Raw genomic sequence first — 14,794 nt, 5'->3', positions numbered from 1 at the left:
ATGTCCGTGGTTCAAATTGAAAACGGCGTCGTCGTATGCGCTTGGCGCGATGTGGCAACACTGGCCGAACACCAGGCCAAGTATCCCGACCTCGTGGGGGACTTCATGGAAGCCGATGCGATCCCCGGCATGGAACTGGTCGATGGTGCCTTCGTTGCTCCCGACAGCCCTGTCGCGCCGCGTCATGCGGGAACATGGGCGGAGTTCATGGCGCTCTTTTCCATCGCCGAACGGCGCGCCATCAAAACAGAGGAGATGGGCGACATCGATCTGGCCCTTCTCTTTGACGAACTGCGTGCCGCCAGCACAATCTCCTTGGGCGACGCACGCATCGATGCCGCGCTTGCTGATCTGGTGACTGCTGGCGCCCTGACGCAGGCGCGTAAGGACGAGATCATAAGCGCGGATTTCAACGCGCTACCTGCCGCCAGTTAGGTCGCAGGCCGACCGGCTCACAGCTTCACGACATCCTTCAACAGCATGGGGCACCCGGAAACGGGTGAATGACACATGACGTCTGTACGAGAGATTGCCTCTGAAATCCTCCGGCGCGAGGGCGGGTTCGTCAACGACCCGGATGACCCTGGGGGCGCGACCAACTTTGGCGTGACCATCCACACGATGCGACGGCTCGGGCTAGACCTCGACCGCGACGGAGATGTTGACGTGCGCGATGTGCGCCTGCTGACGCGCGACCAGGCCATAGACATCTTCATAACGCACTACTTTGAACGCCCGCGCATCGCCGAGCTGCCGGCCGCGCTGCACGCCACTGTGTTCGACATGTACGTGAATGCCGGTGGTAACGCGATCAAGATCCTGCAACGGCTTCTGGCTGAGTTCCAAGAGCCGGTGTCGGTCGATGGGGCGCTTGGACCGCAAACGATTGGTGCCACAGGGCGCGTCTTTGCAAAGGCGGGCGACCACCTCGTCGATGCCTACGGGATCGCGCGGCGGAACTACTACTTCCGCATCGCCGACAACCGCCCTGCAAGTCGCAAGTTCGCGCGCACAAGGGCAGGGGGTAAGGGCGGCTGGATCAAGCGCGCCGAAGAGTTCATCTCGCCCCGGTTCCACATGACCGGCGCACAATTCCAAGAGAGGGTTTCCGCATGGGGATGATTACACATTTGATGGCGCTGCTGTTTGGTGAGCGCAATATCGTCAAGGACACGGTTGAGGTCTTCCGCGAGAATGCCGAAGGCGGCGCGGTGCGCGCGCACGAGGTGCAGATGCAAGCCATGATTCAGTTCGGATCGGAGTTCGCGCACCAGCGCCGCGGCCTCTTCGATCGGTTTGTGGATGCCTTAAACCGCATTCCGCGCCCTGCCATGGCCATCGGTGTCTTGGCGCTGTTTGTCTCGGCTATGACGTCGCCCATTTGGTTCTCTGAGCGCATGCAGGGCCTTGCCCTCGTACCGGAGCCGCTGTGGTGGCTCCTGGGCGTTGTCGTGTCGTTCTACTTCGGTGCGCGGCATCAGGCCAAGGCGCAGGACTTCCAGCGCGAGATTGCCAGCCGCATCTCGGCGGTGCCGGATGTCATCAGCAACATCGAGGACTTGCGGGCGTTGGACCGCGACCCCGCACCGACCGAGCGGACGCCGGGTGTGGCGCATACCGGCACCGACGCCAAGCTTGAAATCGCAGCGACGAACACATCCACGGGCAACGCGGCCCTGGATGAATGGAAGGCCAACCAAGCCTGATCCTTTGATACGAAACGCGGGTAAGAGGCTGCCCAACGAGTGGTGGTGACAAAATATGAGGCAGGGGTGCAATGAGTGAGGATCTAAAGTGGGTGATCGGGATTGCGATGACGATCACGCTGTTTTTCGGAACAGCGCTGATCGGTGCGTTTAGAAACCTGTCAAACAAGATAACTGCGCGCACGGCCGCACTTCATGATCGCATCGACGATGTGAAGGAAAAGTACGTCCGCCGAGATGACTTGGACGGTCATATAAAACGCTTGGATAGTCGAGTGCAGGAGATCCGCGACGAAATGCGGGAGAACCATCGGCAAGTAATCGATGCGATCACGCGCGACAAGTAGAGACGATAAATGCTGTTCGGGCAGTAGAGGCGGTTGTGGCTGGCCCCGTAGGGCCAGCCATTAAGCTACAGCGCCATTGTTCCAATCTATGGGCTGAACCTTTGGGGGCTCTTGTTGCTCTCGCTCCCAAAGATCATACTGCATTTGTAGAGAAAGCCAGAACCGCGCACCGTTTTGCAGTGCTTTTCCTAGCCTGACAGCCATATCAGTAGAGATGCCCGCTTGTTCATTGAGCAGCTTAGAAATCGACTGTCGATGGACACCCAAATGCTTGGCGAACGTGGCAGCGTTCATGTCCAAAGCGGGCAGGATATCTTCCCGCAAATATTCCCCCGGATGAGGTGGCTTAAAAGCGAGTGCTCCCGTTTCACTTGCCATGATAGTCCTCAAGGTTGACGTCTTGCGGCCCTTCCTCGGACCACTTGTACGTTATTCTCCAGTTTTTTGACACTGTGACTGAGTAAGTGTCGCTCCGATTCTCCTTAAGCTTATGCCATCCATATGAAGGCATATTTAGTTCATCTGGCCCAACTGCGACATCAAGGGCGTTAAGTATGCGCTTGACCCGACCAATCCAGTCACTCCGAATCCTGCTAGCGTCGCCTTTTTCCCAAAAGCGACGCAGTTTTTTGCATTTGATGTTTTTGCAATCGAGCATTCTAGACAGTTGATCTAATTAGAACTTAGAGTCAACTGTCACGTGACAGTTTACAGAAACGATTCGGACAAGCAAGAACTTTATGATGCTTGCTGTAGATATCCTTTCGGCTGGCGCACTGTAGGCGAACTCATCGCTTTACATGACACCGGCTTAGCTTACGTGCCGAAATCGGTGCGGCGGCTGTGTTCCAGCCACGCAGCATCGTTGGCGTATTGGTAGAGGAACTGCGGCGGCACGCAGTGGTGCTAGCTTTCCTCAATTCGGGGAGGTTCGAAACGTAGCCATCGGCTGTACCGCACTGAAAGGCCGTTCCGTCCCGCCGATAGGCCGTGTAAGCGCTCACGACAAGAAAGTGTCCGTTGGGGTTGCGCGCTGATATTGGCACTCAGAGTACGACGGATCCGGAGCGAGCCCAAAGAACCCGATGCGGCGGGTGCTAAGTATCATAGTAAAGCACGCAAAGCGGACTTGACAAGAAGCCCTCAGCTATTGACACCGGCGAAACACTTCTGGGTGCAATGTGGCATGAATGATAGACCAACAGGGCAACGCTTTAGCCTAACCTACATATCGCAAGGCGACCCGTTAGAAGATAGCGATACGATGCGCTATCGCTTGGCCAAGCTGCTTGGGAAGGACAAGTATCAGCCGCGAAAGCCACAGATGAAATATGGACGGAGAACCAGCGGTTTTATGGCTAATCCGTCTGCCCTTCCGGCGTTGTTAGAAGAAGAAATTGGCACCCAATTCAGAACAACCGTGAACGGCAGAATCCAGTCAAGCTGGGTACACTTTTTGCGCAAAATACCCCCGACCAAGGTTTTAGACACAATCACAGTTGCTTACAGAGGGATGGTGGAGGCTAGCCGACAGGGCGATTTTATCGAACAAGCTAATCGGATACTTCGAGAGGAAAACATAGCTTATGAAATTGACGTCGAAGGCGGAGTTCATCCCGTTATTGACAGAGCTTATGCGGCCCAAAAGCAAGCGGCGATCCTGGGAATGTCTGAGCCTCGATACGCTTTGTCTCTTGCGCGTATCAATGAGGTAGATGGTGCGCTCATGGCGTCGCCCCCGAACTATGTGCAAGCGATCCGTTCGGTCTTTGGGGCAAACGAAAACCTCTTCAAGCTGATGTTTGATGCGCATCGTTTGGACCAGCGGAGTGCAAACGATAAAATAGGTCGTCTGCTGCAAGCAAACTATGCAAGTCATCCCTCTATGCAGAGGTCGAGCGCACAAATTTTGAGATCGTTCGGGGGGTGGATCGATGCCGCGCACCACTACCGCCACGAAGAAGGAGCAGAAGAGCCTAGCCAACCCGCTCAGGAACTCGCTATCGTGCTGATTTCACAAGGCTTGTCTTTTGTTCGCTGGCTTGTGGCGATCGACAAATTCTAGAGTCTAAGCGATGGAACCGTAGGCAGCTTCGGTCTGGATGCGGTCATTGATTTATCAAATGCGAGCGGCAGTTTTGTCCCGTTCGTGGTTACGCAAGTGCTATCAAACAGTGTCAGTTTGATCACGTAAGGATTTCTTCACCAATTGCGTCGCATTTCAGATGCTAGCCTTAACGTACATGGAAGCAATGACCTGCGCTCTTGCAGCCACCCATGCTAACTTGGCGTTTTTCGAATTGGAGAACTAGATGGGGTTCTGGAAAACTGTGCTGGCTGTCTTTGTCGGCGTCCTTCTGTATAACGTCGCTGACAACGTGGTGATGAATATGTCAGAACACTTCATGTAACAAGAAGGAGAAAAGGGCAAAAACGATGGCTGACGTACTGCAATACTCACTGGCGATGTTCGAGCTGCTGGATTGAACAGGCTTACGTGATGGACGTATCTTCGGTCACACAGGGAACGAATGTGTTAACTGCCATATTGGTTGGAGCAGCTGGTGGCCTTGGGGCGGCTATAGGAGCGGCTTGCATCTTGTGGTTGGCACAACAGGTGAGGGATTGCCGCGATACGCGACGTATTTGGCGCTGGCTTAGTGACACCACAAGACCCTCACCTGAGGCAGTGCATGATCTCAGAACTACAAAGGCTATAGCCAGTTGGACAAATCTGACGGAAGAACGGGTGCGCGATTTGTGCTCCAGATCGCCAAAGATCTATCTTTCCACCGGCCATCGCGGCGATGATGGTGTTTGGGGGCTGAGCGAACGCCGCGGGAAAAACTCAGAGGAACCGTGATAGAAATTACACTCGTTCGAAATTGATTGCTCTGAAGATGTGAGGTCTTTTGAACCAATAACTATGCAGACCCAATCCGCTCGACACAGACCTTAGTGTGCTGGCTCAAAACTGGGCATCTGTAGCTGAATCTGAAAGCTAAGGTTCTATGTCCGATCACAAATGCCCCCTAGCGCGCGTTTGGCCGATCTAGTTCCTAACACGGTTCAATCGCCCCTTCGCGAGTCGTTTGTGTATTTGAGACTCGATCGACATCGTACAAGTTTCAGAGAACAGACCACGAGCATTCTGGGGGCGCATTGAAGGTGCACTCAGCACGGTTTGGTGATCTGTTACGAAGGCTTTACGATATTCTCAGGTAAGTGTCTGATAAAGAGTGTTTTTTGGTGCCCAGAAGAGGACTCGAACCTCCACGTCCATACGGACACTAGCACCTGAAGCTAGCGCGTCTACCAATTCCGCCATCTGGGCACGGGTTGGTGGAGCGTCGTTTAAGGGCGGGGACAGGGGGTGTCAATCCGATTCTCGGGTCCGGGCGCGTTGAAAGTGCGGGAGCCTCTGGCGGGGATTTTTTGAAGCAGAGAAAAGGGACAAGGCCCGCGCCAAATTGGCGTCTTGTCTGTGGGCCGGGCCGGGGATAGACCACCGGGCGAAGCTGTGCGCGAGGAGCGAGCGATGTCCAAGCTGGTCACGATCTATGGTGGGTCCGGTTTTGTCGGGCGGTATATTGCCCGACGCATGGCCAAGGCCGGGTGGCGCGTGCGCGTCGCCGTACGCCGCCCGAACGAAGCAATCTTTGTGAAACCCTATGGCGTTGTGGGACAGGTTGAGCCGGTTCTGTGCAACATCCGTGATGATGCGTCTGTCGCGCAGGTCATGACAGGTGCGGACGCCGTGGTGAACTGCGTGGGTATCCTGGCCAAGCAGGGCAAGAACACCTTTGCCTCAGTCCAGTCCGAAGGTGCAGAGCGCATTGCCCGCATCGCGGTGGAGCAGGGCATCGAAAAAATGGTGCAAGTGTCCGCCATCGGCGCGGATGCAGAAAGCGAAAGCGACTACGCGCGCACCAAGGCTGAGGGCGAGGCGGCTGTACTGGAACATATGCCGGGTGCGGTGATTTTGCGTCCCTCCATCGTGTTCGGGCCCGAAGACCAATTCTTTAACCGCTTTGCTTCCATGTCCCGTCTGGGCCCCGTGCTGCCTGTGGTGGGTGCCGGCACCCGCTTTCAGCCGGTCTATGTCGATGATGTCGCGAAGGCGGCGGAAACGGCGTTGGTTGGGTCGGTCGAGGCGGGTGTGTACGAGTTGGGCGGCCCTGACGTCTGCACGTTCCGCGCGCTGATGGACCTCATGTTGGACGTGATCCGCCGCCGGCGGGCGGTGGTCAACATCCCCTTTTGGTTGGCGTCGATTATGGGCTTTGGGTTTGACACGCTGAATGCCCTGACACTGGGGCTGATCCCGGCACAGATCACGCGCGACCAGGTGCGCAACCTGCGCAAGGACAACGTCGTGGCCGATGATGCGCGGGGCTTTGAAGCGCTGGGCATCAAGCCGGTCGCGATGTCGTCGGTGCTGCCGGAATATCTGTGGCGCTTCCGCCCGTCGGGTCAGTATGACGCCATCAAGGAAAGCGCCAGGAACCTGCGGACCTAGCTGTAGGCCCAGATCAGCAGGCCGATGCCGAGGATGACGCGGTAAATCACGTACGGCGTGAAGCTGACACTTTTTAGCAGGCGCATCATCAAAACCAGCGCACCTAGGGCTGCGAGGAAGGCGAAGGCGGCGGCGATGGTTGCGTCGCGCATCACGGCCCAGTTTGCTTGCCCGATCACGTCGACACTGAGCACGGCGCCCGAGGCGAGGATGACAGGGATCGACATCAGCATCGACAGTTTGGCTGCGCCCTCGCGTTCGTAGCCTAGTGCGCGCGCGGCCGTGATCGTGATTCCGGAACGTGATGTGCCGGGGATCAGGGCGAGGCATTGGGCAAGGCCCATCAGACCGGCGTGTTTGATGGTCCAACGGTCGGCCGTTCGGTCGGTAGGGCCGCGTGTGTCGGCCCAGTAGAGGACGAGGCCGAAGATCAGCATGGTCCAGCCAATGACGGCGGCGCTGCGCATGGCCTCATCCAACCCAGTCAGCTTGATGGCGATGCCCACGATCAGGGCGGGAATCGTTGCAGTGACAAGGCACAGGGCGAGGAACGCGCCCTGGGTGTCGATCTTGCGTTGAACAAGGCGCGTCAGGCCGTGCGCGGCCACGCGCACGTCGGTCCAGAAGTAGAGAATGACGGCCAGCAACGTGCCGACATGGACGGCAACATCAATTGCCAACCCTTGATCTGGTGTGCCTGTGAGTGTCGGCAACAAGATCAGGTGGCCGGACGAGGAAACTGGCAGAAACTCGGTCACGCCCTGAATGATTGCCACTATCAGGAGTTGAAAAAGAGTCATGTCATGTCCGAGATTGTGATACGCTCACGTTACAAGCCTTTGATTCTGAACGTAAAGCAAGAATATAGGTCCGAATCGGATATATATTTTGCTGCCGCGCGGCATTTTCGCGCCACTTGCGTGTCAGAAAAAGCAAAATATGTCATACATGCTGACTTTTAATTCGTTACAAGATGCAATAAACGGCGCGGACTGACTTTGGAGGGAAAGCCTTGGCCGAACAACCGATGCTAAAATTCGTGAAAATCGACCGCGACATGCCTGAAAAGCGTGACGCGGATGTACGCCGTGAAGATTTCCGCGAGATTTATGCCGAGTACGCCGATGCCAAGGCGAAGGAGCAGGCGAGCCGCTGTTCGCAATGTGGCGTGCCCTATTGCCAGTCGCATTGCCCGCTGCACAACAACATCCCCGACTGGCTGAAGCTGACGGCAGAGGGGCGTTTGCGCGAAGCCTATGAGGTCAGCCAGGCGACCAACACATTCCCCGAGATTTGCGGTCGCATCTGCCCGCAGGACCGGCTGTGCGAGGGCAATTGCGTGATCGAACAGTCGGGCCACGGTACTGTCACCATTGGCTCGGTCGAGAAATACATCACCGACACCGCATGGGAAGAAGGCTGGGTGCAGCCCATCGCCCCGGTAGCGGAGCGCGCGGAAAGCGTCGGCATCATCGGCGCAGGTCCCGGTGGTCTGGCTGCTGCGGACGTGCTGCGCCGTGCGGGTGTGCAGGTCACTGTCTATGACCGCTATGATCGCGCGGGCGGGTTGATGACCTATGGCATACCCGGCTTCAAGCTGGAGAAGGACGTGGTCATGCGCCGCAACGACCAACTTGAGCAGGGTGGTGTGAAATTCGTGCTGAACTGCGATGTGGATGCAGACATCTTTGCTTCTATCCGGGCCGAGCATGACGCAGTGATCATCGCAACGGGCGTCTATAAAAGCCGTGATCTTTCAATGCCTAACGGAGATGTGGCCGGGATCGAAAAGGCGATTGATTTCCTGACTGCGTCCAACCGCAAGAGTTTTGGTGATGAAGTCGCAGACTTCGACAGTGGTCGCCTGAGTGCCGAAGGCAAGCGGGTCGTTGTCATCGGCGGCGGCGACACGGCGATGGACTGTGTGCGGACGTCGATCCGGCAGGGTGCGACGTCGGTCAAGTGCCTGTACCGCCGGGACCGCGCCAACATGCCGGGTTCGCAACGCGAGGTGCAGAACGCCGAGGAAGAAGGCGTGGTGTTCGAGTGGTTGAGCGCACCCAAAGGGTTCACCACCGATGGCGACAGCGTGGCTGGCGTTATGGTGCAGAAGATGCGCTTGGGCGCGCCCGATGCGACTGGTCGCCAAGCGCCGGAGGTGATCGAGGGTGCTGACTATGTCGAGGACGCCGATCTCGTCATCAAGGCGCTGGGCTTTGAGCCCGAAGATCTGCCCAAGCTGTGGGACACCGATGATCTGGACGTGACCCGTTGGGGCACGATCAAGGCCGAGTTCACTACCGGAAAGACGGCGGTCGACGGGGTCTATGCGGTGGGTGACATCGTGCGCGGTGCGTCGCTGGTGGTGTGGGCTATTCGCGATGGCCGTGATTGCGCCGAGGCCATTCTGGAGAAATTCTCCGCTGGCGAAACGGTGATGGCGGCCGAATAAGCCCCGAAATCGGCGGTACACCAAGTGTGCACAGACCGTGCACCGCTGTGTCAGACAACGATTGTGAGTGGGTCAGCACGGCTGACAGATATTGGAGAGCGTGATGGAGAAGAAAGGAGGATGCTTGTGCGGAGCCGTGCGCTTTGTCGCGCGCAACGTGCCGTCCACTTTTGGCATCTGTCATTGTCCGTCCTGCCGCCGTTGGACCGGATCGGCCTTGTTCGAGGTTAGCGTAAAGACTGATGACCTGACTTGGAGCGGAACTGAGCATATCGCGATTCGTCAAACCAGTGATTGGGCTGAGCGGGCGTGGTGCCGGGAGTGTGGCAGCGCCTTGTATTTTCGCCAGACCAAAGAGGGCGAGTGGTTTGGCGGGACGGACCTGCCGATTGGCCTGTTTGATGATCCAGATGGCTTCATCTTGACCCACGAGATCTTTGTTGATCACGTGCCGGATGGCATCTGCTTGAAAGACAACGGTCAAAAGCGGCTGACCCGCGCCGAGGTTGTCGCGCTGAACCCGGATGTGGCCACGATATGAGCCGCCTTGCCATCATAACTGCCGTGCTGATCGCGGGTGACGTGCAGGCGCAGGATGATCCGCTTGTGTTCACCCCGCCGCCGGGCTGTGTGGGTGATCTGACGATTCAGCAGCGCAGTTGCGAGGTTACGCATATTTACAATTGCGCTGCCGACACGGCGGGCGAGCGGTGGAACATCACCTTTGATGAATACGGCCCCCGCTACATGGGCAAGGTCGACCGGGAAACGCAGTGGCTGGAAAGCTATGACCTTTTCCCGACGCAACGTTATGTGCTGGTGCAGCCCTCGGATGATCCGTTGAACCTGACCGAGCTGATGGAGACGGGGACCGATTCCTACGACTTCCAGCAGCGCGGGCAGGATGATGTGCAACGCTTTGTCGGCTATGACCGGATCGTGTCCGAGGATGTCGTCATCGACGGTGAGACGCTGCTTCAGACCGAGTTTTCCATGCGTCGTGAAAGCACCAAAGAAGGTGATTTCACGATGACGGGTACAGAATATGTTCTGCCCCGCTTGCGCCACTTCATCTCCGGTACGTACCGGATCAACCGCGATGGCGCGATCGAGGAGTGGGACCTGTCCCCCGTCGACTTCATCTATCCGGGTGAGCCCGGATTTTTCGCCACGACACCCCTATACGAATGCGAGCCGACGCTGGCGCGTTACGCAAGCCCGACGAAAGGAACCGACCAATGACCAAATATGATGCTGACTGGGTTCGCCGCGAGGAAGCCAAGCGCACGTTTATGGCCGAAAACGGTCTCTATTCCGAGGCCGAAGAGCATTCGTCCTGCGGCGTGGGTCTTGTTGTGTCCGTGGACGGGTCGAAAAGCCGGGCTGTTGTCGAGAACGGGATCAAAGCGCTGAAGGCCATCTGGCACCGGGGTGCTGTGGATGCGGATGGCAAGACCGGCGACGGCGCGGGCATTCATGTGCAGATCCCGGTCGAGTTTTTCTATGACCAGATCGAGCGCACCGGCCACACGCCGAACCGTGATCAGATGGTCGCAGTGGGCCAGGTGTTTCTGCCCCGCACCGACTTTGGCGCGCAGGAAACCTGCCGGACCATCGTGGAAACCGAAGTGCTGCGCATGGGATACTACATCTATGGCTGGCGCCATGTGCCCGTGAACATTGAGTGTCTGGGGGAGAAGGCGAACGCGACCCGTCCCGAGATTGAGCAGATTTTGATTAGCAATTCTAAGGGTGTGGATGAAGAGACTTTTGAGCGTGAGCTGTACGTCATTCGCCGTCGGATCGAGAAGGCCGCAGCTGCCGCGCAGGTGCCGCAACTCTATATCGCGTCGCTGTCCTGCCGGTCGATTATTTACAAGGGCATGATGCTGGCCGAGCAGGTGGCGGAGTTTTATCCCGACCTGCTGGACGAGCGGTTCGAGAGTGCATTTGCCATCTACCACCAGCGGTATTCGACCAACACCTTCCCCCAGTGGTGGCTGGCGCAGCCGTTCCGGATGCTGGCCCATAACGGTGAGATCAACACGCTGAAGGGCAATCTGAACTGGATGAAGTCGCACGAGATTCGGATGGCTTCGGGTGCGTTTGGCGATATGGCGGAGGACATCAAGCCGATCGTAGCGAACGGGTCGTCGGACAGCGCCGCGTTGGATGCCGTATTTGAGGTGCTGGTGCGTGCGGGCCGCAATGCACCGATGGCCAAGACGATGCTGGTGCCCGAGTCGTGGTCGAAGCAGGCGATTGAGCTGCCGCAGGCGTGGCGGGACATGTACTCTTATTGCAACTCGGTGATGGAGCCTTGGGACGGTCCAGCCGCATTGGCGATGACCGATGGCCGTTGGGTCTGTGCCGGTTTGGACCGGAATGGTCTGCGCCCCATGCGTTATGTTGTGACCCGCGACGGGATGGTCATTGCCGGGTCTGAGACCGGGATGGTCCCGCTGGAAGAGTCCAATGTGGTCGAGAAGGGCGCGCTGGGTCCGGGTCAGTTGCTGGCTGTTGATATGGTCGAGGGCAAGCTGTTTCACGACACGGACATCAAGGATCAGTTGGCCGCCTCGCAGCCCTTTGGCGATTGGGTGGGCAAGATCACCGATCTTGAGGGTGAGCTGTCCGGCGTGACCGAGAAGGCGATGTTTGATGGCGAGGCGTTGCGGCGTCGTCAGATTGCTGCTGGCTATTCCATCGAGGAGTTGGAGAACATTCTGGCCCCGATGGCCGAGGATGGGAAAGAGGCATTGGCGTCGATGGGGGACGATACGCCCTCTGCCGTGTTGTCGAAGAAGTACCGGCCGCTGTCGCATTTCTTCCGCCAGAACTTTTCCCAAGTGACGAACCCGCCGATTGACTCACTGCGCGAGTATCGGGTGATGAGCCTGAAGACGCGGTTCGGGAACCTCAAGAACGTGCTGGATGAGTCGAGCGCGCAGACGGAGATTATCACCCTCGACAGCCCGTTTGTTGGCAATGCGCAGTGGGACAAGCTGGTCAGCCATTTCAACGCGGATCTGGTGGAGATCGACTGTACGTTTGAGCCCGGTCAGGGCGCGCTGAGTGCGGCGCTGATGCGTGTGCGGGCGGAGGCTGAGGATGCTGTGCGCTCGGGTGCGGGGCATATCGTGCTGACGGATCAGCATTCTGGTGCTGATAAGGTGGCGATGCCTATGATCCTTGCCACCAGCGCTGTGCATTCGCATCTGACCCGCAATGGGTTGCGCACCTTCTGTTCGCTGAATGTGCGGAGTGCCGAGTGCATTGATCCGCATTACTTTGCTGTGCTGATTGGCTGTGGGGCGACCGTCGTGAACGCCTATCTGGCTGAGGACTCCTTGGCCGACCGGATTGACCGGGGGCTGCTGGATGGCACGCTGACCGAGGCGGTGGCCCGGTATCGGAACGCGATTGATCAGGGCTTGCTCAAGATCATGGCGAAGATGGGGATTTCGGTTGTGTCCTCGTACCGTGGTGGGCTGAACTTTGAGGCTGTGGGGCTGAGCCGTGCGATGGTGGCGGAGTATTTCCCCGGCATGACTTCGCGCATCTCGGGCATCGGTGTGACCGGTATTCAGGCGAAGGCCGAGGAAGTGCATGCGGCTGGTTGGACCGGCACGAATGTTCTTCCCATTGGTGGTTTTTACAAGGCGCGGAAGTCGGGAGAGACCCATGCGTGGGAAGCGACCTCGATGCACATGATGCAAATGGCCTGTAACAGAGCCTCTTTCGAGCTGTGGAAGCAGTACAGCGCCAAGATGCGGTCGCAGCCGCCCATTCATCTGCGCGACCTGATGGACATCAAGCCGCTGGGCAAGCCGGTGCCTTTGGAAGAAGTGGAAAGCATCACTTCGATCCGGAAACGCTTTGTCACGCCGGGGATGTCGCTGGGCGCGCTGAGCCCAGAGGCGCACAAGACCCTGAACGTGGCGATGAACCGGATTGGCGCGAAGTCGGACAGTGGGGAGGGCGGCGAAGATCCGGCGCACTTCCACCCGGAGCCCAATGGCGACAATCCGTCGGCCAAGATCAAGCAGGTCGCGTCAGGCCGTTTTGGTGTGACCGCCGAGTATCTGAACCAGTGCGAAGAGTTGGAGATCAAGGTGGCGCAGGGGGCTAAGCCCGGTGAGGGTGGGCAGTTGCCCGGCATGAAAGTCACGGACCTGATCGCGCGGCTGCGGCACTCGACCAAAGGCGTGACCCTGATCTCACCCCCGCCGCACCACGACATCTATTCGATCGAGGACCTGGCGCAGCTGATTTATGACCTCAAGCAGATCAACCCGCGCTGCAAGGTGACGGTGAAGCTGGTGGCGTCGTCGGGCGTCGGGACCATTGCTGCGGGTGTGGCGAAGGCGAAGGCGGATGTGATCCTGATTTCCGGCCACAATGGCGGGACCGGCGCGTCGCCTGCGACGTCGATCAAGTATGCCGGTCTGCCGTGGGAGATGGGTCTGACCGAAGCGCATCAGGTTCTGAGCATGAACAACCTGCGGGATCGTGTGACTCTGCGGACCGATGGTGGCCTGCGCACGGGCCGTGACATTGTCATGGCGGCGATGCTGGGGGCCGAGGAATACGGCATCGGCACCGCGGCGCTGATCGCGATGGGCTGTATCATGGTGCGTCAGTGCCAATCGAACACGTGTCCTGTGGGCGTGTGTACACAGGACGAGAGCCTGCGCGCGAAGTTCACCGGGAACGCGGACAAGGTGGTGAACCTGATCACCTTCTACGCTCAGGAAGTGCGTGAGCTCTTGGCGCAGATTGGCGCGCGCAGTTTGGACGAGGTGATTGGCCGGGCGGACCTGCTTGCGCAGGTGTCGCGTGGGTCGGCGCACTTGGACGATCTGGACCTGAACCCGATGCTGATCACCGTCGATGGCGCGGCCGAGATCGTCTACAACCGGGACAAGGATCGCAACGCGGTGCCCGATACGCTGGACGCGCAGATCGTGCGGGATGCGGCGCGGTTCCTTGAAGACGGCGAGAAGATGCAGCTGCAATACGCGATCCAGAACACCCATCGGACTGTGGGCACGCGGACCAGCAGCCATATTGTTCGGAAGTTCGGGATGCGCAATTCGTTGCAACCCGACCATCTGACGGTGAAGCTGACCGGCTCTGCCGGGCAGTCCCTTGGTGCCTTTGCGGCGCCGGGCCTGAAGCTGGAAGTGTCCGGCGATGCCAATGACTATGTGGCCAAGGGTCTGTCGGGGGGCACCGTCGTGGTGCGCCCGCCGATGGCCTCGCCCATCGTGGCCGCTGACAACACGATCATCGGAAATACGGTGCTGTATGGTGCGACCGATGGCTACCTGTTTGCCGCTGGACGTGCGGGTGAACGCTTTGCCGTGCGGAACTCGGGCGCGAAGGTCGTGATCGAGGGCTGCGGGTCGAACGGGTGTGAGTACATGACCGGCGGTGTTGCCGTAATCCTGGGGGAGATCGGTGCCAACTTTGGTGCGGGTATGACCGGGGGCATGGCGTACCTGTACGACCCGGACGGCAAGGCCGAAGCGCTGATGAACCTTGAGACGCTGGTGACCTGCCCGGTGACCGTGGACCATTGGAAGGCGCAGTTGGAAGGGTTGCTGGAGCGCCATCTGGAGGAGACCGGCAGCGCGAAGGCTGCCGATATTCTCCAGCATTGGGATACCGAGCAGCACAACTTCCTTCAGGTCTGTCCGAAGGAGATGCTGGACAAGCTGGAGCATCCCATCAGCCTGGAAGACGCGGCTATTCCTGCGGAATAGGG

At 58.4% G+C, this 14,794-nt stretch carries 13 protein-coding genes and 1 tRNA gene; 10 read left to right on the top strand and 4 right to left on the bottom strand.

Going from position 1 to position 14,794, the window contains the following annotated elements; translation table 11 throughout:
• From FD715_RS16225 to FD715_RS16210, 4 genes are all read left to right on the top strand, one after another.
• Entirely contained in the window at positions 1-435 is a 435-nt protein-coding gene (locus FD715_RS16225) for a hypothetical protein (protein WP_147112071.1), read from the top strand.
• Positions 436-510: 75 nt separating this feature from the next.
• Positions 511-1,122, top strand: coding sequence for a holin-associated N-acetylmuramidase (locus FD715_RS16220; RefSeq protein WP_147112069.1), 612 nt, complete (start codon positions 511-513; stop codon positions 1,120-1,122).
• On the top strand, positions 1,113-1,706 hold the full coding sequence (locus FD715_RS16215) for a holin family protein (protein ID WP_189799515.1): 594 nt from the start codon (positions 1,113-1,115) through the stop codon (positions 1,704-1,706). The genes FD715_RS16220 and FD715_RS16215 overlap by 10 nt, the downstream gene beginning before the upstream one ends.
• Before the next feature lie 71 nt (positions 1,707-1,777).
• Entirely contained in the window at positions 1,778-2,053 is a 276-nt protein-coding gene (locus tag FD715_RS16210) for a hypothetical protein (protein WP_147112066.1), read from the top strand.
• Between the two features lie 60 nt (positions 2,054-2,113).
• Here the strand turns inward: FD715_RS16210 and FD715_RS16205 are convergent, their stop codons facing one another.
• Entirely contained in the window at positions 2,114-2,431 is a 318-nt protein-coding gene (locus tag FD715_RS16205; RefSeq protein ID WP_147112063.1) for a HigA family addiction module antitoxin, read from the bottom strand.
• A complete protein-coding gene (locus tag FD715_RS23065) occupies positions 2,421-2,711 on the bottom strand; it encodes a type II toxin-antitoxin system RelE/ParE family toxin (RefSeq protein WP_147112059.1) in 291 nt (96 codons plus the stop codon). Before FD715_RS23065 ends, FD715_RS16205 begins: the two co-directional genes overlap by 11 nt.
• Positions 2,712-3,239: 528 nt before the next feature.
• On the opposite strand from FD715_RS23065, the gene FD715_RS16195 reads away from it, so the two are divergent.
• Positions 3,240-4,118: a hypothetical protein gene (locus tag FD715_RS16195; RefSeq protein WP_147112056.1), complete on the top strand. Its 879-nt coding sequence runs from the start codon at positions 3,240-3,242 to the stop codon at positions 4,116-4,118.
• A 1,182-nt stretch (positions 4,119-5,300) separates the two neighbouring features.
• Here FD715_RS16195 and FD715_RS16190 read toward each other — a convergent pair.
• Positions 5,301-5,387: transfer RNA gene (locus FD715_RS16190), tRNA-Leu, on the bottom strand.
• 204 nt (positions 5,388-5,591) lie between these two features.
• Here FD715_RS16190 and FD715_RS16185 point away from each other — a divergent pair.
• The gene (locus tag FD715_RS16185; RefSeq protein ID WP_147112053.1) at positions 5,592-6,572 is read left to right on the top strand and encodes a complex I NDUFA9 subunit family protein; all 981 of its coding nucleotides are present in this window, start codon (positions 5,592-5,594) and stop codon (positions 6,570-6,572) included.
• Here the strand turns inward: FD715_RS16185 and FD715_RS16180 are convergent.
• Positions 6,569-7,372, bottom strand: a complete 804-nt coding sequence (locus FD715_RS16180; protein ID WP_147112050.1) for an undecaprenyl-diphosphate phosphatase — start codon at positions 7,370-7,372, stop codon at positions 6,569-6,571. The genes FD715_RS16185 and FD715_RS16180 overlap by 4 nt on opposite strands.
• Positions 7,373-7,584: 212 nt before the next feature.
• Here FD715_RS16180 and FD715_RS16175 point away from each other — a divergent pair, with 212 nt between their 5' ends.
• The 4 genes from FD715_RS16175 (at position 7,585) to gltB (ending at position 14,792) form a co-directional block, all read left to right on the top strand.
• Positions 7,585-9,024, top strand: coding sequence for an NAD(P)-dependent oxidoreductase (locus tag FD715_RS16175; RefSeq protein ID WP_147112047.1), 1,440 nt, complete (start codon positions 7,585-7,587; stop codon positions 9,022-9,024).
• 103 nt (positions 9,025-9,127) lie between these two features.
• Positions 9,128-9,565 carry a GFA family protein gene (locus FD715_RS16170; RefSeq protein ID WP_147112044.1) on the top strand — a complete coding sequence of 146 codons (438 nt, stop codon included), beginning with the start codon at positions 9,128-9,130 and terminating at the stop codon, positions 9,563-9,565.
• Positions 9,562-10,266: a hypothetical protein gene (locus tag FD715_RS16165; RefSeq protein ID WP_147112041.1), complete on the top strand. Its 705-nt coding sequence runs from the start codon at positions 9,562-9,564 to the stop codon at positions 10,264-10,266. The genes FD715_RS16170 and FD715_RS16165 overlap by 4 nt, the downstream gene beginning before the upstream one ends.
• The gene (gltB, locus tag FD715_RS16160) at positions 10,263-14,792 is read left to right on the top strand and encodes a glutamate synthase large subunit (RefSeq protein ID WP_147112038.1); all 4,530 of its coding nucleotides are present in this window, start codon (positions 10,263-10,265) and stop codon (positions 14,790-14,792) included. The genes FD715_RS16165 and gltB overlap by 4 nt, the downstream gene beginning before the upstream one ends.
• Positions 14,793-14,794: the final 2 nt, after the last annotated feature.

The sequence above is a fragment of the Tateyamaria sp. syn59 genome (assembly GCF_007995245.1).
Classification (GTDB): Bacteria; Pseudomonadota; Alphaproteobacteria; order Rhodobacterales; family Rhodobacteraceae; genus Tateyamaria.
The sequence above is the reverse complement of the archived record's forward strand: the minus strand, read 5'-3'. Positions and strand labels throughout refer to the sequence as shown.

Coding starts and splice junctions, on each gene's coding strand:
- FD715_RS16170 (WP_147112044.1), top strand. CDS start 9,128: ATGGAGAAGAAAGGAGGATGCTTGTGCGGAGCCGTGCGCTTTGTCGCG.
- gltB (WP_147112038.1), top strand. CDS start 10,263: ATGACCAAATATGATGCTGACTGGGTTCGCCGCGAGGAAGCCAAGCGC.
- FD715_RS16185 (WP_147112053.1), top strand. CDS start 5,592: ATGTCCAAGCTGGTCACGATCTATGGTGGGTCCGGTTTTGTCGGGCGG.
- FD715_RS16215 (WP_189799515.1), top strand. CDS start 1,113: ATGGGGATGATTACACATTTGATGGCGCTGCTGTTTGGTGAGCGCAAT.
- FD715_RS16205 (WP_147112063.1), bottom strand. CDS start 2,431: ATGGCAAGTGAAACGGGAGCACTCGCTTTTAAGCCACCTCATCCGGGG.
- FD715_RS16220 (WP_147112069.1), top strand. CDS start 511: ATGACGTCTGTACGAGAGATTGCCTCTGAAATCCTCCGGCGCGAGGGC.
- FD715_RS16180 (WP_147112050.1), bottom strand. CDS start 7,372: ATGACTCTTTTTCAACTCCTGATAGTGGCAATCATTCAGGGCGTGACC.
- FD715_RS16165 (WP_147112041.1), top strand. CDS start 9,562: ATGAGCCGCCTTGCCATCATAACTGCCGTGCTGATCGCGGGTGACGTG.
- FD715_RS16225 (WP_147112071.1), top strand. CDS start 1: ATGTCCGTGGTTCAAATTGAAAACGGCGTCGTCGTATGCGCTTGGCGC.
- FD715_RS16210 (WP_147112066.1), top strand. CDS start 1,778: ATGAGTGAGGATCTAAAGTGGGTGATCGGGATTGCGATGACGATCACG.
- FD715_RS23065 (WP_147112059.1), bottom strand. CDS start 2,711: ATGCTCGATTGCAAAAACATCAAATGCAAAAAACTGCGTCGCTTTTGG.
- FD715_RS16195 (WP_147112056.1), top strand. CDS start 3,240: ATGAATGATAGACCAACAGGGCAACGCTTTAGCCTAACCTACATATCG.